Raw genomic sequence first — 21,671 nt, 5'->3', positions numbered from 1 at the left:
CACTTAGATACCGCTCAGGCCACATCAAAGATCGGCGTCAAACTTTATACGCCCCGCTTGGCTGCGAAAAATGCTTTGAGCAACGCCTCAGACGGCTGCGCAGAAATCCCATCGTAAACTTCGGGAGCGTGGTGACATTGTGCGTGGGTAAACACACGCGGCCCCTGAGCAACACCACCCGATTTCGCGTCCCCTGCCCCGTAATACAACCGTGCGATGCGTGCATTTGAAATGGCGGCGGCGCACATCGGGCATGGCTCCAACGTGACGTATAAATCATATCCGGTCAGGCGCTCTTGGTCTAAAGTGGCACAGGCCGCGCGAATGGCAACCATTTCGGCGTGGGCTGTCGGATCATTCCATTCACGCGTACGATTGCCCGCGCGTGCAACAACATCGCCCGCCTTAGACACGATCACAGCGCCCACAGGCACCTCGCCGCGCAGGCCTGCCTCTTTGGCCTCGGCCAATGCGATATCCATGTAAGATCGAAAGTTCATGCGCTTTTACTGACGCGGAATCACGCCCAAGACAAGCATATGTAAGAGAATGACATATTTTGCCCCCTTCCCAAGGGCTCAAACCCCAGCTATGGCAAGGCTATGACACGCGATTCCGATAAAAAACCCGCACGCGGCGCAAAATCTGGCGCTCCCTCCTTTGTTTCCAAAAGCAAAGGCTCCCGTAGCCATGGATCGACAGAGGGCAAAACTTACAAAAAGCCCCCCACAAATCCATACGCCAAGAAAGGCGCGCCAGCCCAAGGGCCTGCAAAAGGCCCCGAGGCCGCAGAAGATGGCACACGCCCCGGCGACCGGATCGCGAAGGTTCTGGCCCGCGCAGGCGTTGCCTCGCGCCGCGATTGCGAGGTTATCATCGAAGAAGGCCGCGTGACCGTGAATGGTCGCAAAGTTGTCTCGCCCGCTTTGAACGTTTTGCCCAAAGACCGCATCACCGTTGACGGGCAAGCCATCGGCGAGCCTGAGCCCCCACGTTTGTGGCTGTATCACAAGCCACTCGGCCTCGTGACAACCGAAAAAGACGAACTCGACCGCCCGACCGTATTTCAAAACCTACCAGCTGGTCTGCCACGTGTTTTGTCTGTTGGCCGTCTCGATTTGAATTCCGAAGGTTTGCTGCTGCTCACCAATGATGGCGAATTGAAACGCAAGCTTGAACTGCCAGATACTGGCTGGTTGCGCAAATACCGTGTCCGCGTCAAAGGATCACCGTCCGAAGCCCTGCTGGACCAACTGCGCAAAGGCATCACCATCGACGGCGAAGATTTCCAACCGATGGAAGCCGTGTTTGACCGCCAACAAGGCGCAAACGCTTGGCTGACAATCGGCATCCGCGAAGGTCGCAACCGCGAGGTGCGCCGCGCGATGGAACACATCGGCGTGGTGGTGAACCGTTTGATGCGCATTTCTTACGGACCGTTCCGTTTGGGCACAATTCGCCCCGGACAAGCCGAAGAAGTCAAAGCCCGCGTGCTGCGCGATCAGCTTGGCATCGACCCTTTTGCGTCTGACATCGAACACCCATCAGAGCCACGTGAACCCCGCCGCCAAGTCAGCCGTGGCGGCAAACCTGGTGGCCCACGCAAAGAAAGCTTTGGCCGCTCAGATTCGCGTGACCGCGATGATCGCGGACCTAAAGGCGGTGGGTTTAAACCACGTGGCGACCGTGATGATCGTGGGCCAAAAGACCGTGACTTCAAACCACGTGGCGACCGCGACGATCGTGATTTCAAATCACGCGGTCCCAAAAGCGACGGGTTTAAACCACGCGGAGATCGTGACGATCGCGCCCCACGCGGCGAAGGCTACAAAGGCAAATCAGGCGACCGAGATGGCAAACCCGCGTTCAAATCCGCAGGCTTTAAATCACGCGGCACTGCCGATGGAGGCCGCGCCAAGGGCTTTAAATCTCACGGCGACGGCAAACCATCAAGTGGGCCACGTGGTGGTGGCGGTAAAAAGCGCGATTGATCGACGCCCATAAGAAACGCGAGGGGGAGCATCGATATAAGCTTCCCCGCGCTTACCCCTTTCAAGCGCGTCAATTGTTTCCTATATCTTAAGGCAAGGCCCTTTTGGGCAAAGCGGGTATATCACCGCAAAGGTATGGAGTGACTGCGATATGAGTGCCAAAAGCGCCCAAAAACTTGCCTACTATCTGCTGGTTGCACTGACCTTTTACGCCACCCTTGGTATATAAGGCGAACAAGTACATGGCAAAACGGTACGGTTCAAAGTACTCCCCCGAGACTTCAGATAGCGCAAAAAAAACGTCGAGCACCCCAGCAGCCCGTCCTTTTGATGGTAAAAAACCGTCTCGTGTTGGCGCGCGCTCTAACCTTTTATTCTACGCAGCTCTGCCTTTAGCGTGGAAGGCTTTTGATGCGGATCCTATCGTAATGGCGCAGTACATCGTAGCGTTGGGACTGTTGGTCGGGGCTGCTTGGTTGACCCGCGAAGGGTTAAGAGCCGAAGAAGCATATGACGCCCGCAAAGTGGCGCGGCGCCCTGCGATCCCGCGCAAGATATTTGCGTCCGTGTTGACCGGTCTCGGTCTGGGGCTTGTTGGCATAGTCGGATGGGGTCCAGTTGAGGCTGTGATCTTTGCCGTGCTCGGCGCTGGGTTGCACAGCTTTTCCTTTGGCATCGATCCTTTGAAACACAAAGGCATGGAAGGGGTCGACACATTTCAGCAAGATCGTGTTGCCAAGGCCGTGACCGAGGCTGAACGCCACCTGACATCCATGCGTGAGGCGCTTGAACGCATCAACGACCGCGAAGCACAAAACCGTCTTGACCAATTCACCAAAACTGCCCGCGCGATGTTTCGCACTGTTGAAGAAGATCCACGCGATCTGACGGCAGCGCGCAAGTATCTGGGCGTTTATTTGCTTGGCGCCCGCGATGCGACGATCAAATTTGCAGACATTTGGGCGCGCAGCCGCAATACTGAAGCGCGCACGTCCTATTTGGCTCTCTTGCACGACCTTGAGAGCAACTTCACAGCACGCAATAAAGCGTTACTTTTAGACAATAAAGTCGATCTTGATATCGAAATCGATGTGCTTCGCGACCGTTTGGCCCGCGAAGGTATAAAGTAAATCATAGGGTTATCTCAGGGGGATCTCATGTCCGACATCACGCGCCAAAAGGCTGAAGCCACATTAAAAGACGTCGAAGCGGTCACAGCCGTTGTTTTGCCAGAACCCGCAAGTGACTTGATTGTGCTTGAGGCAGCAGAGCCCGCACAAGCAGATTCCATTCGCAGCGCGATGGCCGAGATCGACATGAGTGACACGAATTCCATCGTGCGTTTTGGCTCAGGCGCACAGGCCGAGTTACAAGAAATTTCCCAAGCGATGCTCGCCGATGTGCGCAACAAAGATGTTGGCCCAGCGGGCGACAGCTTGCGATCCATCGTGTCCACCATTCGCGGGTTTTCCGTGTCGGAACTGGATGTGCGCCGCGACCGTTCATGGTGGGAAAAGCTTTTGGGCCGCGCGGCACCGATGGCAAAATTCGTGGCGCGTTTTGAAACGGTTCAAAGCCAAATCGACGACATCACAGACAACCTTTTGTCGCACGAACATACTCTGCTTAAAGACATTAAATCGCTCGACATTCTGTATGATCGCACTTTGACGTTTTACAACGAATTGGGCATCTACATCACGGCTGGCGAAGAAAAACTCAAAGAACTCGACGGTGTGACTATCCCTGCCAAAGAAGCGGAAGTTACCGCAGCGTCTGAGAGTGATCAGATTATGAAAGCGCAAGAGTTGCGTGATCTGCGCGCAGCACGGGACGATCTGGAACGTCGTGTGCATGATCTAAAACTCACACGCCAAGTGACCATGCAGTCCTTGCCCTCGATCCGTCTGGTGCAAGAGAACGATAAATCACTTGTCACCAAAATCAATTCAACTTTGGTCAACACTGTGCCGTTGTGGGAAACACAATTGGCTCAGGCCGTCACCATTCAACGCTCTTCCGAGGCTGCATATGCCGTACGCGAAGCGAATGATCTGACAAATGAACTGCTCACATCAAACGCCAAAAATCTGCGCGATGCCAACAAAGTGGTGCGCCAAGAAATGGAACGTGGCGTGTTCGATATTGAGGCCGTGAAAACTGCCAATGCCGATCTGATCGCAACGATCCAAGAAAGTCTACAGATTGCAGATGACGGCAAGGCCAAACGCGCCGCAGCCGAAGCTGATTTGAAGCAAATGGAAGCTGATTTGCGCGACACGCTTGCGTCAGCCAAAGCCAAACGCACGGGCACCGGCGACACTGCTGGCACAGCAGTGTCAGGCTAATATGACACAAGGGGACATCGCATACGGCCGACACAGTATTTGCGCAATACTAGTGGCATGCGCAGCTTTAACAGGTTGCGTCGCGCCTGCGGTGTCCCCTATTCCACAACCACGTCCAAACATTCAAACAGCACCGAGCACGGTGCAAACGCCCATCGATCGCGTGCCCTCGGCGCAAAGCCGCGCGATGGCCGATTATTATGCCAAAGTACAATCAGATTTGTTGCGCAATGATTTGTTGCGCACAGATTCAGGCAGCACTGATGCGCCCTTTTCCACACACCAATTGGCCAGAAATTTTGATGCAATCGCGCTAAACGACGAATATACGACCATCGGTGGCGCTTTTGTGGCGCGCACCACGCCCTCATCCTTGCACCGCTGGACAGAACCCGTGCGCATTGGATTGGAATTCGGGGCCAGTATCCCTGACATCCAGCGCGCCAAAGATCGCAAGACAGTCACGGACCTCACCGAACGGCTTGCGCGCGCCAGCGGCCATTCCATCACGCTGTCTTCACGCCCCAACTTTCACGTTTTGGTGTTGAACGAAGATGAACGCCAAAGCATTGGACCACGCCTTGAGCAACTGATCCCAGGCATTGGACAAGCGGCCATCAAGTCTGTCGAAAACATGCCTAGATCAAGCTATTGCTTGGTCATCGCCTCTGATCCGGCAGACAATGGTGCGTATCGCCAAGCTGTGGCAATCATTCGCGGCGAACACCCAGATTTGATGCGCAAATCATGTTTCCACGAAGAAATCGCGCAGGGACTTGGCCTTGCCAATGACACCCCGCGCGCGCGCCCATCTATTTTCAACGACGACGAAGAATTTGCGCTTTTGACACCACACGACGAACTGCTTTTACGCATTCTGTATGACCCGCGTTTACATACAGGCATGCCCCCTGAAATAGCCCGCCCCATTTCCGCGCAAATCGCGCGTGAGATCATGGGCGATAACAACTGACAGCCAAAGGAGACCCCGATGGGTATTTTCGATTTTCTAACGGGTGAATTTATTGACGTCATCCACTGGACAGACGACACCCGCGACACGATGGTGTGGCGCTTTGAACGTGAAGATCATGAGATCAAATACGGTGCAAAGTTGACGGTTCGCGAGGGACAAGCTGCTGTTTTCGTTCACGAAGGTCAATTGGCGGATGTATTCCCCCCCGGCCTTTATATGTTAGAGACCAACAACATGCCCGTGTTGACAACACTCAATCACTGGGATCATGGGTTTAAATCTCCGTTCAAATCCGAAGTGTATTACGTCAACACGACACGCTTTGCGGACCTGAAATGGGGCACAAAAAACCCCATCATGTGTCGCGATCCTGAATTCGGCCCAGTGCGCATTCGCGCTTACGGCACCTACACGGTAAAAGTATCAAATCCTGCGTTGTTTTTGACCGAAATCGTCGGCACGGACGGCGAATTTACGATGGATGAGATCTCATACCAAATCCGCAACATCATCGTGCAAGCCTTTTCGCGCATCGTCGCCTCTAGCGGCATCCCTGTGCTCGATATGGCCGCCAATACCGATGGCTTGGGCAAACTTGTTGCGACTGAGATTTCCAAGGTCGTGGCAGAATACGGTCTTGTAATACCTGAGTTCTACATCGAAAATATCAGCCTGCCCGAAGCAGTTGAGGCCGCACTCGACAAACGCACCTCAATGGGCATCGTTGGCAATCTCGACAACTACATGAAATTCAACGCAGCCGAAGGCATGGGCGCTGAAAACTCTGCAATGGCAGCATCTATGGGTGCGGGCATGGGAGCAGGGCTTGGCATGAGTATGGCAACGCAAGCAGGCCCATGGGGCCCACGCCCTACGACAGCTGTCCAAGCGCCACCGCCCCCACCCGTTGAACACGTTTGGCATATCGCCGTAAATGGCGAAACCAAGGGGCCGTTTTCCAAAGCAGAAATGGGACAAATGGCAGCCAAAGGCACGTTGTCGCGCGCAACATTCGTCTGGACCCCAGGTCAAGATGGCTGGCTTGAAGCCGACGATGTGATTGAGTTGTCACAACTGTTTTCAGTGGCCCCACCACCCCCGCCACCAGGCGCTTAAATTTCAATCGTTGGATTAGAGAGCATGCCACCGAAAGTGATCCGCAAAGCCGAAGGCCGCGCTCGCCATGAGGCGCGCGCCGAAGACATCGCGCTCGCGCTGATGGGCGTTGGCCCTTTGCCCTGTGATATGTTCGCGGTCGATGCCACATGGGAACGTGGCACTGAGGTGCCTGCAGCGGGGCGTTCTGCAATTGTCAAAATTTTCGAAGACCTCACAGCGCCAGACACAATCACCGTGGATCAGGTCGTATCACATGGCAAAGCCGCGTCTGTATCTGGGCGCCTCACGCGTGGCACGCAGTCACGGATTTTTTGCCACGTGATCCGTCACACCAATGAAACGGCCACCAAAATCGCTCAAGTCGTCAGCTTTGAGCATTCAGGGGGGCGCAATGGCATATAGCGATGGACAAGCTCATGATGTTGCTCTCGAAAACCACAGATTTCCTTGCACGACATGCGGTGCGGATATGCGGTTTTCACCAGACCAAAGTCAACTGGTTTGCGATCATTGCGGTGCCTCTGAGGTGTTGGAAATCGGGGGCGCAACAGGACCGCATGAACTAGATTATCTCAGCGCGATCCAAGACCTGTTACCGCAGCAAGACATCGAAGAAACCCGTATATCGGAGTGCCCAAACTGTGGGGCACATGTGGAATTCGACGCCGAAGTACATGCCACGGATTGTCCGTTTTGCGCCACACCTGTGGTCACTGACACGGGCCTTCATCGCCAGATTAAACCACGTGGATTGCTGCCATTCGCACTCAGTGAACCCTCTGCCCACGATGCGATGAATGATTGGCTAGGCGGGTTGTGGTTTGCCCCGAACGGATTGAAAGAATACGCCCGCAAAGGACGTAAACTTTCAGGTATCTACGTGCCCTACTGGACCTTTGATGCCGATACAAAATCACAGTATTCTGGGATGCGTGGCGACGATTATTATGTCACCAAAACTGTGACACGGAATGGGAAAACCCAACAAGTTCGCGAACGTCGCACCAAATGGCGCAACAAATCTGGACGTGTCGCACGATTTTTTGATGATGTTTTGGTGCTGGCGTCAACGTCATTACCACGCAAATATACCGAAGGTTTAGAACCTTGGGATCTGCAAGCGATGGAACCTTATGTACCTGATTATATTGCAGGGTTTCGGGCAGAGAGTTACACAGTCGAGATTGAAGATGGGTTCAGAACTGCACGTGGCTATATGGACAACGTTATCTTGCGGGACGTGAAATTTGACATCGGTGGTGACCGCCAGCGCGTGCATGACGTGCAAACACAGATTTCAAACGTGACCTTTAAACATGTTTTACTGCCCGTGTGGATGGCCGCCTATAAATACCGTGGCAAAACGTATCGCTTTGTCGTCAACGGACGCAGTGGGCGTGTGCAAGGCGAGCGCCCTTGGTCTCGGTGGAAAATTGCTTTTGCAATCCTTGCGGGTGTCCTCATTGCCGGTGCAGTCGGCTATATTGCCTCTGAATATCAGTGATTTTGGTTGCAGGTTTGCGCAGATAATACTTGCCCCGATAGCGCTAACGGCCCTAAAACCCAAGCGACCCAATAAGGAAATGCGCCATGATCCTGTGTGCCGGAGAAGCTCTAATCGATATGTTGCCCCGTGAATCTACGCTGGGCGAAGATGCCTATGCCCCTCATGCAGGCGGCGCGGTGTTTAATACGGCGATTGCATTGGGCCGACTTGGCGCAGGCCCCGCGTTTTATTCGGGGTTATCAAATGATTTCTTTGGGGAATTGTTGAAATCCAAACTTGCCGAAAGTGGTGTGGACGCATCTTTGGTTGTGACCAAGGATCGCCCTTGCACAGTTGCTTTTGTCAAATTGGTCGATGGCCATGCTACCTATGCGTTTTACGATGAAAACACTGCGGGCCGCATGCTGACACCAGCCGATTTGCCTGTCCTACCAGACACTATTGAGGCGCTGTTTTTTGGCGGTATTTCATTGCCTGTGGAACCTTGCGGCGAAGTCTATGAAGCGCTTTGTGCGCGCGAGGCTGCGACCCGCGTGATCATGATGGACCCAAATATTCGGCCCTCTTTTATCAAAGACGAGGCGCGGTATCGTGCGCGTATGGACCACATGTTGTCGCTTTGTGATATCGTCAAAGTGTCTGACGAAGACCTTTTGTGGATTATGGGCGATGGCGATATTGAACAGCATATTCAAACACTTTTGACCCAAGGGCCAAGCCTTGTTTGTTTGACCGAAGGCTCTGAGGGCGTGCGCGGTTTTACCAAAAACGGTATCGTACAAGTCGCCGCCACCAAGGTCGACGTGGCCGACACCGTTGGCGCAGGTGACACGTTTAACGCTGGGCTGTTGGCATCACTGCAAGACAGCGGGAAACTGACCAAGGCGGCACTCAAAGACTTGGATGACGACACGCTGCGCGCAGCACTGGCCATGGGATCAAAAGCGGCATCAATTACCGTATCCCGCGCCGGGGCAAATCCACCTTGGGCGCATGAGATGTAATCATGCGCGCCCTAGTTCAACGAGTTTTAGAAGTCAGCGTTAAAGTAGATGGCAACGTGGTTGGGTCTTGCGATCAGGGTCTGTTGGTCTTGATCTGCGCCATGCGTGGTGACACCGATGCACAAGCGCAAAAACTGGCGATCAAACTGTCAAAACTCCGTATTTTCGAAGACGGCGCTGGTAAAATGAACCTATCGGTGCGCGACATCGGTGGGTCAGCTTTGGTTGTCAGCCAGTTCACCTTGGCCGCAGAAACCAAAGGCAATCGCCCTGGATTTTCAAATGCCGCCGATCCTGAAACTGGCAAAGAGCTTTACCAAGCGTTTACCGACCACCTGGCAAACACAGGCGTCCCTGTTCAAACTGGGATTTTTGGCGCTGATATGAAAGTCAGTCTTATCAATGATGGCCCTGTAACCATTTGGATAGATACTGATAATTAGTCAGTCATATTAATATGATACTCAACAAAAAGGCACGCATAGCGCGCGCCTTTTGGAACAGGTAATTGACTGAATACAGGTTAAATCTGGAACAACGGCTGTAAAAGCCGTGGCATGAAAGAACTAAATTTCAACGGCGCATCCGTGGCCGCCAAGCAAATGCAGGGCATGCCTTGTTCTGCGATTGGTGTGTGCTCAAGATCGTCATCTGCCACCTCAAGATCACCTCGTCCAAACCGCCCCGTTTCATCGGTAAACGCGCCTTGTAAAACCAAGGTCAACTCAAGCCCGCCATGGGTGTGATCCGGCACGGCAAACCCAGGTGCGATGTGCAACAAACGCACAGATCCCGCTTTGCCAGCTTCCAAAATACACTGTTTTGCGCCAGGACCAAGCGAACGCCAACGTGGTGGTTTGTCGCCCAGCGCCTCAACAACAGGAGCCGGATAAGTTGGATTTCCGTGCGGGCGCGCGGGCTCAGCCAGAAATGGATCATCCAAATGACCTAGCACACGATCGCGCAAATCATCTGACACCGAGATCGGTTCAAAATCGTGCAGCAACGCACCGCCAACAGTTTCATGGGCGGCCAAATTGGCGCGGCACTCTTCGCAAATTGACACGTGCGCCGCGACAACCATCGCAAATGGGCGCGCCAAAGAGCCAGCAACATAAGACGCCAGAAGCGCGTCAGGAATATGATGAGCGATGTCAGTCATGTTTACCGCTCTCCTTTCATCTCAAACCGCAAACGCTCTAAACCAAGGCGAATGCGGGATTTAATCGTGCCAAGCGGAAGACCCGTTTCGGCTTGGATTTCACTGTGGGTCAATTCACCCAAATAAGCTTTTTGCACCAAATCGCGTTGATCGGGTGTGAGACGTGCAATCGCGCTGCGCAATTTCTGCACCTCTTGTTCGATGCCTAAAACCTGTTCGCCATCGATGTCCGTGCTTTCGGGCATAGCCAAGTCTTCGGGCATGGGTCGGCGTTCTTTGCGGATCACATCAATTTGACGGTTGCGGGCGATTTGAAAAATCCAGCCCGACACCTCAGCACGCTCAGGGTTAAAAGACGACGCTTTGCGCCAGACAGATAGCATGACGTCTTGGATCACATCGTCGGCTTGCGCCGCACCAAATCCGTTTTTCATCAACATCCCGCGCAAGCGTGGGGCGAAATGATCAAACAAACTGGCAAATGCAGTGCGATCACGAGCATCGCGTACCTTGAGCATCCATTCCGTTTGCTCAGAAAAAGATGTCGCCTGTCCTAAAGTCACTGACATCCTTTCAAGGATCGTCTTGCCCCCACTTGGGGGCGTTCGCTTGAGGCGCGCAGTCACGGCGCGCTGTGAAATATGTCGTTCTTTAACCATCATACAGGTCTTACGCACAGCGTCGAGTTGTGGATCACAAATAGATTCAGTGACTTTCATTTTGATCTATTTGTCGCCGTGCCACGTAGACAAGATAATCAACACAGGAAACGCTATGTCATTTGATATCCCTCCCCGCGCCCGCAAACGCATCGCTATTATTGGGTCTGGCATATCAGGGCTAGCCAGTGCTTATCTGATGTCGCCCGAGCATGACGTAACCGTGTTTGAATCAGAGCCGCGATTGGGTGGCCATGCCCGCACCTTGATGGCAGGCAAAAGCGGCGATCAACCTGTTGATACCGGTTTTATTGTCTTCAATTACGCCAATTATCCAAACCTCACGGCGATGTTTGATGCGCTCAATGTACCTGTGATCAAATCGGACATGAGCTTTGGTGCAACCATCAATGGCGGCGCGGTTGAATACGGATTGCAGGGACTTGGAGCGCTGTTTGGGCAAAAATCCAACATCGCACGTCCAGCCTTTTTACGCATGGTCCGTGATATTTTCAAATTCAACCAAACGGCCCAAGCCCACGTCACTGATGAGACCACAACCATCGGGGCGTTGGTGCAAGACTTGCAGCTTGGGGATTGGTTCATTCAATACTATTTGATGCCGATTTGCGGGGCTATTTGGTCAACGCCACCCAGTGAAATTCGCAATTATCCTGCTGCGTCTTTGCTGCGGTTCTTTCGCAATCATGCGCTATTGTCCGCCACGGGGCAGCACCAATGGTACACGGTCAAGGGCGGTTCTATCGAGTATATAAAGCGACTTGAGACCCATCTAACACTTATGGGCTGCACATTCAGACTTGGCACCCCTGTGGCCGCTGTGACCCGCGATGCTTTTGGGGTGACGATTAAAACCCAATGCGGCACGCAAGATCATTTTGATCAGGTGGTGTTTGCATGTCACTCGGATCAAGCGCTGAAACTGCTGGCCAAACCAACTCTGACAGAGCACAAAGCCCTGTCTGATTTGCGCTATCAAGCCAATCGTGTGACCCTACACAGCGACCCATCGCAAATGCCCAAACGCCGCGCCTGTTGGTCGTCATGGGTTTATAAATCTGACGCCGTAGGTCAAGAGCAAGCTCTTGGCGTCACCTATTGGATGAACAAATTGCAAGCCATTGATGAAAACGATCCTTTGTTTGTCACGCTCAATGCCGCAACGCCAATTGATGAAGCAAAAATATATGATGAAACAACGCTCTATCACCCAGTTTTTGACAATGCCGCGTTGAATGCACAGCAGACCATTCAATCGATCAATGGCGACAATCGCACTTGGTTCGCGGGTGCATATTTGCGCAATGGATTTCACGAAGACGGGTTCCATTCCGCCGTGCAGGTCGCTGAAAAAATGGACCGTGTTCTGGTATGATCAGACCAACCCCCAGCATAGAACACATCATAGGGCACACAACCCATGCGCGGCGCGGGGCCATCAAAAATGCGTTTCGGTATGGTGTTGATTTTGTGCTTTTGGATTTGGAAAATACGCCCAAACGCATCCCATTTTTGTTTTCGCGCAATCGTTTTAATCTGGCCTCAATCTATGACCGTGACCATGGCGGGCCGTTGAAAAACGGAAGCGGGCAAGATTGGGCACGTGCAATTTTTGCAGATTCAGGATTGCAAAATCCTCGCATTGCGCTGCTCACCCAACCCCGTTTTTGTGGTTACGGGTTTAACCCTGTCAGCTTTTGGCTGGCATGGCGCGATACCGATTTAGTCGCTATAATTGCAGAAGTGTCTACGCCTTTTGGCGACCGCCATTCTTATTTGTGTACCAAAGACGACCTGAGTGCGATCACCAAAACAGATCAAATCACGACCCCCAAAGCATTACATGTCTCTCCCTTTCAAAAGGTCGCAGGCCAGTACAATTTCACCTTTGACATCGCGTCCGACAAGATCTCCATCCGCATTTTTCATGGCAACAATGACGATGGCGTCATAGCAACGTTAAGCGGCCCACGTGTGTCATTGACCAATCGTTCTTTGTTACACGCAGCCCTACGGCGCCCGTTTGGGGCCCTGCGCACAATGGCATTGATCCATTGGCAAGCGATTGTTCTAAAAGCAAAAGGGGCCACATACAGACGACGCCCTGCCCCACCCTCTCATACTTTGACCAAATCTGGAGACAAAAAATGACTGACCCAATACGCGGGAAAACGTGGTGGATTGTCGGGGCTTCCGAAGGACTTGGGGCCGCTTTGGCACAGGCATTGGATGCACGTGGTGCCACCTTAATATTATCTGCGCGTTCGCAACATAAACTCGACACGCTCGCCCAAACACTCAGCGCTGCGACCGTTGTGCAAATGGATGTCACCGATATTCACAGCGTTGCCAATGCCGCAAAACAAACACAGCACGCGGATGCGATGCTGTACTGCGTGGGCACTTATGAGCCAACAAATGCCAAGGATTGGGATTCCGAAATCGTAGAACAAATGATCGACACTAATTTCACGGGTGCGGCACGTGTGCTGGCCCATGTCGTGCCCAACCTTGTCGCACGCGGGTCAGGCAATATCATGTTGATCGGATCTTTGTCGGGCTACCGCGGCTTGCCCGATGCCATAGGATATTCGGCCTCCAAAGCCGCCCTCATGCATTTAGCTGAAAACCTGTTTATTGATCTCAAGGGCTCTGGCGTCACCGTTCAAATCGCCAATCCGGGCTTTATCAAAACCCGGCTCACAGCGAAAAACGATTTCAACATGCCGCAAATCATGACGCCCAAGGTCGCTGCGCATCATGTGATCCGCGCCATAGACAGTCAACGGTTTGAAACTGCGTTTCCGCGCCCCTTTGCTTGGGTATTCAAGTGGGGACGCTACGTCCCCCGCAGCCTGTTCAACCGCTTGTTTTAATCGCGCACCTCACAACACGCAGTCCACCATGGACCTTTGGGTGCATTTCGCCTAAATCCCCTTGAAACACTTTGATTCAAAGGACACCAGCGTGGCCGCATCCGCTCCAATATCTGTGACTCTGCAAGCTGAAAGCGAAGCGCAGACAACGCGCATTGCAACCGCGCTTGCGACGCATTTGCAAGCAGGCGACGCCGTGATGCTGGATGGAACTTTGGCTGCAGGTAAGACCTTTTTCATTCGCGCGTTGGTCAAAGCTTTGGGCAGCGATGAAGATGTCACCAGCCCGACCTATACCATCGCCAATATTTACGAGACGCCCCGCGCCCCAGTGCTGCATGTGGATGCCTACAGATTGGAAAATTCAAAAGAATTCTATAATCTAGGGCTAGACGATTATTTTGAAACTGGCATCTGTTTAATCGAATGGGGCCAACGTATTGATGGATTTTTCGAAGCGCCATTGCAGATCGACATTGGCTTTGGCGCCTCAGATCAGACGCGAACATTTACACTCAGCGCGCAAAGCCCACGGTGGCATCCTGTGTTAAAAACGCTTGGAACCTTGTTCAATGACTAAGCTCACCTTTTTACTGCAAACGTCAAACGGTGTGCCTGTGATGGGTTTGGCAAAAAACGACACCGTTATTTTTGACAGCGCCAGCGATGCGACCCTTTTAGGGTCACGCGACTACAGATCTGTATTGCAAACAGGTTTGCGCAGCATCGGTGCAGAGTTAAATGAGCTGACAGAAATATTCGTCGACATCGGTCCCGGCGGCCTCGGCATCACCCGCACAGGTGTCGCTTTTGCCAACGGGTTGGGGTTTGCTTTGGACATACCAACTATTGGTTTACCCGCCTTTGATTTGCTGGGCACACAGCTGGCGGATCAAACCGATGACCCCGTAGTGATTATACGTAAAGCGGCCAATCCCTTTGTGCATTTTGGTATTTTCAAAGCTGGAAAACTTGCACATTACGAACATTGTGAACGTGAAATTGCCGTCAAACATATCCAAAGATTAGACAAATACGCGATTGCAGGTAACGTGGACATTGAAGGCATAGACGCGCCCGAGGTCAATGCCGCAACGATTAAGACGATGCTTAAAGTGGCCAAGAGACACGCCATACCCGACACAAATGCACGCGCTTATCCGATTGTTGAGGCGCTATCATGAGCACCGCATCGCAATCTTTAGATCACGCAAAGTCCACTTTGATCGCCGGCGGTGTCGTGTTGCTGGCAACCGATACAGTGCTTGGCCTTGTGGCTTTACCAAGTCATGCGAACGCTGTGGACAAGGTCTTTGACCTCAAAAAACGCCCCCGTGCAAAAAACTTGCCGATCATGATTGCCAATGCCGATCAACTTGTCGCGCTGGGGGGAAAGTTAACACCAACAGCGACGGCTCTGCTCTGCAGTGACTATATGCCGGGGCCGCTGACTATTGCGGTTGAATTGGATTTAGATGCTACACCTGATTGGCTTTCTGGGCGCGATGAATGTGCTGTTCGTATTCCCGATGATGCCTTTCTCCTCAGCCTATTGACTGATTTAGGGCCCCTTTTGGTCACATCGGCCAACTTATCTGGCCAAGATACGCCACCAACAACCGCACAAGCGCTGATGCATCTAAATGGCGCGCCGAACTATGTGATTCATGGATCAGCCAAATCCCAAATCCCATCCAGCCTCGTCAATTGTCGCGCCCACCCCGCAAAAATTGAACGTGTCGGCGCCGTAAGTGCGGCGGTGTTACAAGCAATTTTGGAGCGTTCTGATGCGTAAATATGTGCTTGGAATCGAAACCTCTTGCGACGATACATCTGTCGCGATTGTGGCTCAAGATGGCAGCGTGCTGGCGATTAAAACCGTCTCGCAATACGAAGTTCACCAAGCCTTTGGCGGTGTCTACCCCGAGCTGGCATCGCGCGCACATTTGGAAGCTATTTTACCTACGATTCAAAATGTTATGAACGAGGCAAACGTATCGCCTGATGACCTAAAAGCCATTGGTGTCACACGCGGGCCCGGATTGATTGGATCATTGTTGATTGGCCTATCCACAGCGCAAGCCCTGTCTATGGGGTGGGGCGTGCCCGTGTATGGTATCAACCATTTACGCGGCCACATGCGCTCTGTCGATTTAGAAGAACAGCGCACCCAATACCCCGCAGTTGTGATGTTGGTGTCTGGCGGGCACACGCTTGTGGCGCATTTAAGTGACCCATGGAGCTATCGTTTGCTCGGCACCACACGCGACGATTCTGTTGGTGAAAGCTATGATAAAGTCGCGCGCATGCTGGGTCTTGGAATGCCGGGTGGTCCGGCCATTGATGCAGCAGCAAAGCGTGGCACGCCTGTGTTGCGCCTGCCCCGTCCGATGAAAAATGAAGGCTATGAATTTTCATTCTCTGGGCTGAAATCCTCAGTCGCACGCCATATTGAAAAACATCCAGAGGTAAGCGTTGATGACATGTCGGCCTCTTTCGTGGCGGCTTGTCTGGATGTGCTGATCGCTAAAGCAGAGCGCGCTGTGATTGAATGCCAGCCGAAATCTTTGATCATCGTTGGCGGTGTCGCGGCATCGCCTCAACTGCGCGATGGTATGGCCAAGTTGACGCAAGACCACGGTATATCGCTGTGCTTGCCACCGATCAAATGGGCCACGGACAATGGTGCCATGATCGGTTTGGCGACGTGGGATTACATCGAAAAAGGCATTAAGCCCGATTTAATTCCCAAACCGAACCTTAGTCTTGAAACGCCATGATCGCTGCATGCTTGGTTTCGCGTAGGAATTTAACGCATTTTTTGATTTTCCAGACATAAAGATTCCCCTCTGTATACCGTTGCACACATTGACTTGCGCAGCCGTCTGATTTACCTCAAAGCCAACAGTGCGGAACGGAGGCCGTGGATGCCCTACGAGCTTCTCCCGCGCAGGTATTTGACCGATCAAATCGCGAAAGAGACCACAGCATGGCCAATCAGACCCCTGACATTATCTACACAATTGTTGACGAAGCGCCTGAGCTTGCACGCCACTCGCTTTTGCCAATCATCCGCTCTTTTGCAAGCGCGGCCGACATCAATGTTGAAACCCGCGACATCTCTCTCGCGGGACGCATTTTGTCACTGTTCCCTGATCTGTTGACCGAAGAGCAACGCGTGTCTGATGACCTAGCTGAACTTGGAAAATTGGTAAAAACACCCGACGCAAACGTAATCAAATTGCCAAACGTTTCCGCGTCAGTCCCCCAGCTCACAGATGCCATCGCGGAATTGCAAGGCAAAGGCTACACAATCCCCGACTACCCAGAAGCCCCTGTCACGGATGCCGAAAAAGCCATTCGCGCCAAATACGACACTGTCAAAGGCTCTGCGGTGAATCCCGTTTTGCGTGAAGGTAACTCTGATCGTCGTTCTGCCAAAGCTGTAAAAGCCTATGCAATGGCCAATCCACATTCCATGGGCAAATGGACAGCGAATTCCAAAACCCATGTTGCGTCAATGTCTGGCAATGATTTCTACGCCAATGAAAAATCCGCAACCATTACGGCCGCGCAAGCGGGTGGTGCTAAAATCGTTTTCACCGCAACTGACGGCACACAAACAGTTCTCAAAGACGGTTTGACATACCTTGAAGGTGAAATCGTTGACGCGACATTCCTGTCGGCTGCTGCTTTGCGCGAATTCATTAAAGCTGAAATCGCCTCAATGGAAGACGGCGTTTTGTTCTCTGTCCACCTCAAAGCAACCATGATGAAGGTGTCTGACCCCATCATCTTTGGTCACTTTGTGTCTGTCTTTATCGAAGATTTCTTGGCCAAACACGGCGAGACAGTCAAAGCGCTTGGGTTTAACCCTAACGCTGGCCTTGGAGATCTTGAAGAACGCATCGCGGGCAACGCCGCACTTGAAGCTGATCTCAAAGCAGCCCTCGCGGGCAAACCCGACATGTACATGGTCAACTCAGACAAGGGCATCACTAACTTGCACGTGTCCTCTGACGTGATCATCGATGCATCCATGCCTGCCGTGATCCGCGCTGGCGGCATCGGTTGGGGCCCAGACGGCAAAGCCGCAGACACCAAATGCTGCATCCCTGACAACTGCTATGCGACCATCTACGACGAGACCATCAACTACTTCAAAGAAAACGGCGCATTGGACGTGACATCATGTGGCGCGGTGTCCAACGTTGGCTTGATGGCGCAAAAAGCCGAAGAATACGGTTCGCACCCAACAACCTTTGAAATCCCATCTGCTGGGACTGTCGAAATTGTTTTGGCGAACGGCGATGTGTTGCATTCTCACTCTGTTGAGGCTGGCGATATCTGGCGTTCTTCCACTGCGAAAAAAGCGCCTATTCTTGACTGGATCAAAACCGGTATTGAGCGTTTCGACGCTGTTGGTACTGCCGCATTCTGGTTGGATGCCAACCGTGCACATGACGCAGAATTGATCAAATACGTTGAGGCTGCGCTCAAAGCCGCTGGCAAAGATATTCCGATCATGGCGCCCCGTGAAGCGACGCGTTTCTCATGGGCTGAAATGACCAAAGGCAAAGATGTTGTGACCATCTCTGGCAACGTTTTACGCGATTACTTGACCGACCTGTTCCCAATTTTGGAACTTGGGACATCAGCGAAAATGCTGTCTATCGTGAAATTGATGAACGGTGGTGGCTTGTTCGAAACTGGTGCTGGCGGCTCTGCTCCAAAGCACGTTGAACAACTGGTCGCTGAAAACCACCTACGTTGGGACAGCCTTGGCGAATTCTGTGCCTTGGGTGAAAGCTTCAACTTCCTCGCAGGAGCCAAAGACAAACCCAAAGCGGCAGTTTTGGGCCAAGCCGTTGAAGACGCAACAGTCAAACTCTTGCTTGAAAACAAATCGCCCGAGCGCAAAGTCGGCCAAAATGACAACCGCTCTTCACACTACTGGTTCGCACGGTACTGGGCAGAAAGCTTGGCAAACCAAGACGTAGATACAGACATCAAAGCGCACTTTGCAGATGTTGCTGATAAACTGTCCGCCAATGAAGCGACAATCTTGAACGAGCTAAAAGTAGATGAAGGCAAACCAGCCGACATGGATGGCTACTACAAATCAGATGTCGTCAAAACATCAGCTATCATGCGCCCATCTGCAACGCTGAACGCCATCATCGGTTAAGCTGTTTACGCGAGAACCGTTTAGGGAGCCTTCGGGCTCCCTTTTTTATGGGCGATTGAGATATATGGGTGGGTGAAATAAACACAAAACCACCCTTTGTATATACATATAACAACATCTCGCACCCTAGCCCGATCCCTGCCACAAACATCGTTATCGACATACAAAAAGCCGAGCATTTGACTGCTCGGCTTTTCTATTCAGATCAGCGCAGGCGTTTTAGCCTTTGCGTTTTGGCGTCGCGGCACCGCCTTTGGGCTTGCCGTATTTCGCGGCAGGTTTTCCACCAGATGGCTTACCCGCATAGGGCTTACCGCCTGGCTTACCAGCGCCTGCAGGTTTCTTGCTGTAAACGCGTTTGGACGTGTCACCAGCACCGGCAGCGAATGGTTTTTTCTCATATGGCTTTTTGTCACCATCTGGTTTGCTACGTGGCTTTTTCGCCTTGTCGCTCACAGCACCATCACGTGTTGGATCTTCAAACTTTTTCTTAAACGGTTTTTTCTCGTATGGCTTTTTATCGCCATCGCCGCCTTTGCCGTATGGCTTTTTATCACCATACTCTTTTTTTTCATACGGCTTCTTGTCGCCATAGGATTTCTTTTCATATGGTTTTTTATCGCCATAAGATTTTTTATCGCCGTAGGTTTTTTTCTCATACGGTTTCTTGCCACCACCCGAACGATCGCCACCCAAATCAGGCATTGTCGCCAAGCGCGTCGCTTTAACGTTCTCTTCCAAAACACCATTATCAAGCGCGGCTTCAAAACCGTCTGCAGCAGCTTCTTTCAACTCAACAAAGCTCTGCGTGTCGCGAATACGGATCGCGCCGATAGATGTTTTATCGATATTCCCGGCACGACAAACCAGCGGCAAAAGCCAACGTGGCTCGGCACGATCATCACGACCAACTGACAAAGAAAACCACACCGATTTGCCAAAATCTTCACGTGCAGCGCGCTCTGGACGCTCACCAGGTTTAGGTGCCGGACCAAGTTCCTCAGGTGCAGATACACCCGCACGGTAAAGCCGCAGGTACGCCGCTGCGATTTTTTCAGGTGTGTGTGTTTCTAGCATTTTAGCAGCGAACTCTGCCTCTTGCTCTGAAGGCTCCGCCGTCAAAGCTGGATCGCTCAACAGCTTTTCTTCATCTTTAGCCAAGATCATCTCAGCGCTTGGCGCCTCGACCCATTCTGCTGTCAATTTGGCCCACCCCAGCAAACGCGTAGCTTTGGACTTCATTTTTGGGGGAACGATAAGAGCAGAAATCCCTTTGCGCCCTGCGCGCCCCGTGCGACCAGAACGGTGCAACAATGTTTCGGCATTTGTCGGCAATTCAGCGTGGATCACCAATTCCAAGTTCGGTAAATCGATCCCGCGCGCAGCAACATCTGTGGCCACACAAACACGTGCACGACCATCGCGCATCGCTTGCAATGCATGGCTGCGTTCCGCTTGGCTTAACTCACCAGACAGGCAAACGACGGAAAAACCACGGTTGGCAAAGCGCGCAGTCAAACGCGCAACAGACGCCCGCGTGTTAGCAAACACGATAGCGTTTTCCGCATCGTGGTAACGCAACATATTGATGATCGCGTTCTCTTCGTCACGTGCAGACACAGACAGCGCTTGGTAGGAAATGTCAGCGTGCTGTTTCGCGCCAGCCGCAGTGTTCACACGCACAGCATCGCGTTGGTATTGCTTGGCCAGCTTGGCGATCATTGCAGGCACAGTAGCCGAGAACATCAATGTGCGGCGTTCTTTTGGCGCCTCGCCTAGCATGAATTCCAAATCTTCGCGGAAGCCAAGATCAAGCATCTCATCGGCTTCATCCAAAATAATCGCACGCAGGCCGGACATATCCAGTGACCCACGTTGAATGTGATCGCGCAAACGCCCCGGCGTACCGACAACAATATGTGCACCACGTTCAAGCGTGCGGCGTTCATCACGGTAATCCATACCACCGACACAAGACGCGAGTTTCGCACCAGCTTTGGCATACAGCCATTCAAGTTCGCGTTTCACTTGGAAGGCCAGTTCACGTGTCGGTGCGATGACCAAAGCCATCGGCGCTTCGGCGCGATCAAAACGTTCTGCATCACCCAAAAGAGTATGCGCGATCGCCAAACCGAAACCGACAGTTTTACCCGAGCCCGTTTGCGCCGAGACCAAAAGATCCGCGTCTTGCAACGCAGGGTCATTCACCGCCTCTTGGACTGGTGTGAGGGTGTCATAGCCGCGCTCGGCAAGGGCGTCGGAAAGGGCTGTAATCATGGGTAATGCATGTCCGTATTGGGCAATCGCCGCGTTCGCGGAAAGACCGGAGGTAAGAAAGATGCTCTGATAAGGCAACAAACTGCGATTGTATAGGGGCAATGCACGTCAAATGGTTAACGCCGCCCTATATTAGGCGCTTTAAGCGCAATGTTGCGCAAACAAAGTTAACCACAACCTTGCATTGGACACGATGACACAGCGGAATAAGGCGCAATGCAAGACTTTTTTACCACATCACTGAAACTTTTATCTGCTGAGCGCCATGTTCAGCCCTTTAATTGACTACCCTGCGCCAGGGAAGGCCTTTACGCATTCAAGTCACAAAACTACGAAATATTTCAGCCTTTTTCACACTCTATTCCATAGGATATTCACAGAGTCTCCAAAACACATTTAAAGCGCTCAAAGCATCCAGCATTTGTTCTTTTTGCACTGGCTTTATGATATAGCCGGCCACATTGAAATTATGGGCGTTAACGATATCATCTGGATGATCAGACGTTGTGAGGATAAACACCGGCGTCGAAGACAGCCGACTAT

At 52.3% G+C, this 21,671-nt stretch carries 22 protein-coding genes; 17 read left to right on the top strand and 5 right to left on the bottom strand.

Annotated features, from left to right (window positions below):
- Nucleotides 1-44 precede the first annotated feature (44 nt).
- A complete protein-coding gene (locus BM025_RS06575; RefSeq protein WP_085849179.1) occupies nucleotides 45-500 on the bottom strand; it encodes a nucleoside deaminase in 456 nt (151 codons plus the stop codon).
- A 102-nt stretch (nucleotides 501-602) separates the two neighbouring features.
- On the opposite strand from BM025_RS06575, the gene BM025_RS06570 reads away from it, so the two are divergent.
- From BM025_RS06570 to dtd, 9 genes are all read left to right on the top strand, one after another.
- The gene (locus BM025_RS06570; RefSeq protein ID WP_085849180.1) at nucleotides 603-1,991 is read left to right on the top strand and encodes a pseudouridine synthase; all 1,389 of its coding nucleotides are present in this window, start codon (nucleotides 603-605) and stop codon (nucleotides 1,989-1,991) included.
- Nucleotides 1,992-2,233: 242 nt separating this feature from the next.
- Nucleotides 2,234-3,121 (top strand): 5-bromo-4-chloroindolyl phosphate hydrolysis family protein, encoded by an 888-nt coding sequence (locus BM025_RS06565; protein WP_085849181.1) that lies wholly within the window; start codon nucleotides 2,234-2,236, stop codon nucleotides 3,119-3,121.
- 27 nt (nucleotides 3,122-3,148) lie between these two features.
- Nucleotides 3,149-4,339 carry a toxic anion resistance protein gene (locus BM025_RS06560; RefSeq protein ID WP_085849182.1) on the top strand — a complete coding sequence of 397 codons (1,191 nt, stop codon included), beginning with the start codon at nucleotides 3,149-3,151 and terminating at the stop codon, nucleotides 4,337-4,339.
- 1 nt (nucleotide 4,340) lies between these two features.
- Nucleotides 4,341-5,312: a DUF2927 domain-containing protein gene (locus BM025_RS06555; RefSeq protein ID WP_085849183.1), complete on the top strand. Its 972-nt coding sequence runs from the start codon at nucleotides 4,341-4,343 to the stop codon at nucleotides 5,310-5,312.
- An 18-nt stretch (nucleotides 5,313-5,330) separates the two neighbouring features.
- Nucleotides 5,331-6,431 (top strand): SPFH domain-containing protein, encoded by a 1,101-nt coding sequence (locus BM025_RS06550; RefSeq protein ID WP_085849184.1) that lies wholly within the window; start codon nucleotides 5,331-5,333, stop codon nucleotides 6,429-6,431.
- Between the two features lie 24 nt (nucleotides 6,432-6,455).
- Nucleotides 6,456-6,836: a hypothetical protein gene (locus tag BM025_RS06545; RefSeq protein WP_085849185.1), complete on the top strand. Its 381-nt coding sequence runs from the start codon at nucleotides 6,456-6,458 to the stop codon at nucleotides 6,834-6,836.
- On the top strand, nucleotides 6,826-7,938 hold the full coding sequence (locus tag BM025_RS06540; protein WP_085849186.1) for a TFIIB-type zinc ribbon-containing protein: 1,113 nt from the start codon (nucleotides 6,826-6,828) through the stop codon (nucleotides 7,936-7,938). Before BM025_RS06545 ends, BM025_RS06540 begins: the two co-directional genes overlap by 11 nt.
- A gap of 86 nt (nucleotides 7,939-8,024) precedes the next feature.
- Nucleotides 8,025-8,945, top strand: coding sequence for a carbohydrate kinase family protein (locus BM025_RS06535; protein ID WP_085849187.1), 921 nt, complete (start codon nucleotides 8,025-8,027; stop codon nucleotides 8,943-8,945).
- Between the two features lie 2 nt (nucleotides 8,946-8,947).
- The gene (gene dtd, locus BM025_RS06530; protein ID WP_085849188.1) at nucleotides 8,948-9,388 is read left to right on the top strand and encodes a D-aminoacyl-tRNA deacylase; all 441 of its coding nucleotides are present in this window, start codon (nucleotides 8,948-8,950) and stop codon (nucleotides 9,386-9,388) included.
- An 80-nt stretch (nucleotides 9,389-9,468) separates the two neighbouring features.
- Here the strand turns inward: dtd and BM025_RS06525 are convergent, their stop codons facing one another.
- Both BM025_RS06525 and BM025_RS06520 read right to left on the bottom strand, forming a co-directional pair.
- Complete coding sequence (locus tag BM025_RS06525; protein ID WP_085849189.1) at nucleotides 9,469-10,107, bottom strand: ChrR family anti-sigma-E factor; 639 nt, start codon at nucleotides 10,105-10,107, stop codon at nucleotides 9,469-9,471.
- 2 nt (nucleotides 10,108-10,109) lie between these two features.
- Nucleotides 10,110-10,676, bottom strand: coding sequence for a sigma-70 family RNA polymerase sigma factor (locus tag BM025_RS06520; RefSeq protein ID WP_244515543.1), 567 nt, complete (start codon nucleotides 10,674-10,676; stop codon nucleotides 10,110-10,112).
- Between the two features lie 205 nt (nucleotides 10,677-10,881).
- Here BM025_RS06520 and BM025_RS06515 point away from each other — a divergent pair, with 205 nt between their 5' ends.
- The 8 genes from BM025_RS06515 to BM025_RS06480 all read left to right on the top strand — a co-directional run bounded on the left by BM025_RS06515 (nucleotide 10,882) and on the right by BM025_RS06480 (nucleotide 18,851).
- Nucleotides 10,882-12,162: an NAD(P)/FAD-dependent oxidoreductase gene (locus BM025_RS06515; RefSeq protein WP_085849190.1), complete on the top strand. Its 1,281-nt coding sequence runs from the start codon at nucleotides 10,882-10,884 to the stop codon at nucleotides 12,160-12,162.
- Complete coding sequence (locus tag BM025_RS06510) at nucleotides 12,159-12,938, top strand: DUF1365 domain-containing protein (RefSeq protein WP_085849191.1); 780 nt, start codon at nucleotides 12,159-12,161, stop codon at nucleotides 12,936-12,938. The genes BM025_RS06515 and BM025_RS06510 overlap by 4 nt, the downstream gene beginning before the upstream one ends.
- Nucleotides 12,935-13,663 (top strand): SDR family NAD(P)-dependent oxidoreductase, encoded by a 729-nt coding sequence (locus tag BM025_RS06505; protein ID WP_085849192.1) that lies wholly within the window; start codon nucleotides 12,935-12,937, stop codon nucleotides 13,661-13,663. Before BM025_RS06510 ends, BM025_RS06505 begins: the two co-directional genes overlap by 4 nt.
- A gap of 91 nt (nucleotides 13,664-13,754) precedes the next feature.
- Nucleotides 13,755-14,243 (top strand): tRNA (adenosine(37)-N6)-threonylcarbamoyltransferase complex ATPase subunit type 1 TsaE, encoded by a 489-nt coding sequence (gene tsaE / locus BM025_RS06500; protein WP_170842137.1) that lies wholly within the window; start codon nucleotides 13,755-13,757, stop codon nucleotides 14,241-14,243.
- Entirely contained in the window at nucleotides 14,236-14,847 is a 612-nt protein-coding gene (locus BM025_RS06495; protein ID WP_085849194.1) for a hypothetical protein, read from the top strand. The genes tsaE and BM025_RS06495 overlap by 8 nt, the downstream gene beginning before the upstream one ends.
- Nucleotides 14,844-15,458: an L-threonylcarbamoyladenylate synthase gene (locus BM025_RS06490; protein ID WP_085849195.1), complete on the top strand. Its 615-nt coding sequence runs from the start codon at nucleotides 14,844-14,846 to the stop codon at nucleotides 15,456-15,458. Before BM025_RS06495 ends, BM025_RS06490 begins: the two co-directional genes overlap by 4 nt.
- Entirely contained in the window at nucleotides 15,451-16,443 is a 993-nt protein-coding gene (tsaD, locus tag BM025_RS06485) for a tRNA (adenosine(37)-N6)-threonylcarbamoyltransferase complex transferase subunit TsaD (protein ID WP_085849196.1), read from the top strand. Before BM025_RS06490 ends, tsaD begins: the two co-directional genes overlap by 8 nt.
- Before the next feature lie 209 nt (nucleotides 16,444-16,652).
- A complete protein-coding gene (locus BM025_RS06480) occupies nucleotides 16,653-18,851 on the top strand; it encodes an NADP-dependent isocitrate dehydrogenase (protein WP_085849197.1) in 2,199 nt (732 codons plus the stop codon).
- Nucleotides 18,852-19,070: 219 nt separating this feature from the next.
- Here the strand turns inward: BM025_RS06480 and BM025_RS06475 are convergent, their stop codons facing one another.
- Together BM025_RS06475 and BM025_RS19365 are read right to left on the bottom strand one after the other, a co-directional pair.
- Nucleotides 19,071-21,128: a DEAD/DEAH box helicase gene (locus tag BM025_RS06475; protein WP_085849198.1), complete on the bottom strand. Its 2,058-nt coding sequence runs from the start codon at nucleotides 21,126-21,128 to the stop codon at nucleotides 19,071-19,073.
- Nucleotides 21,129-21,486: 358 nt separating this feature from the next.
- Nucleotides 21,487-21,671, bottom strand: a 185-nt coding sequence (locus tag BM025_RS19365) for a response regulator (RefSeq protein ID WP_139204551.1), incomplete at its 5' end; no start/stop codon positions are given.

It is taken from the genome of Pacificibacter marinus, from assembly GCF_900109555.1.
GTDB lineage: Bacteria > Pseudomonadota > Alphaproteobacteria > Rhodobacterales > Rhodobacteraceae > Celeribacter > Celeribacter marinus_C.
The sequence above is the reverse complement of the archived record's forward strand: the minus strand, read 5'-3'. Positions and strand labels throughout refer to the sequence as shown.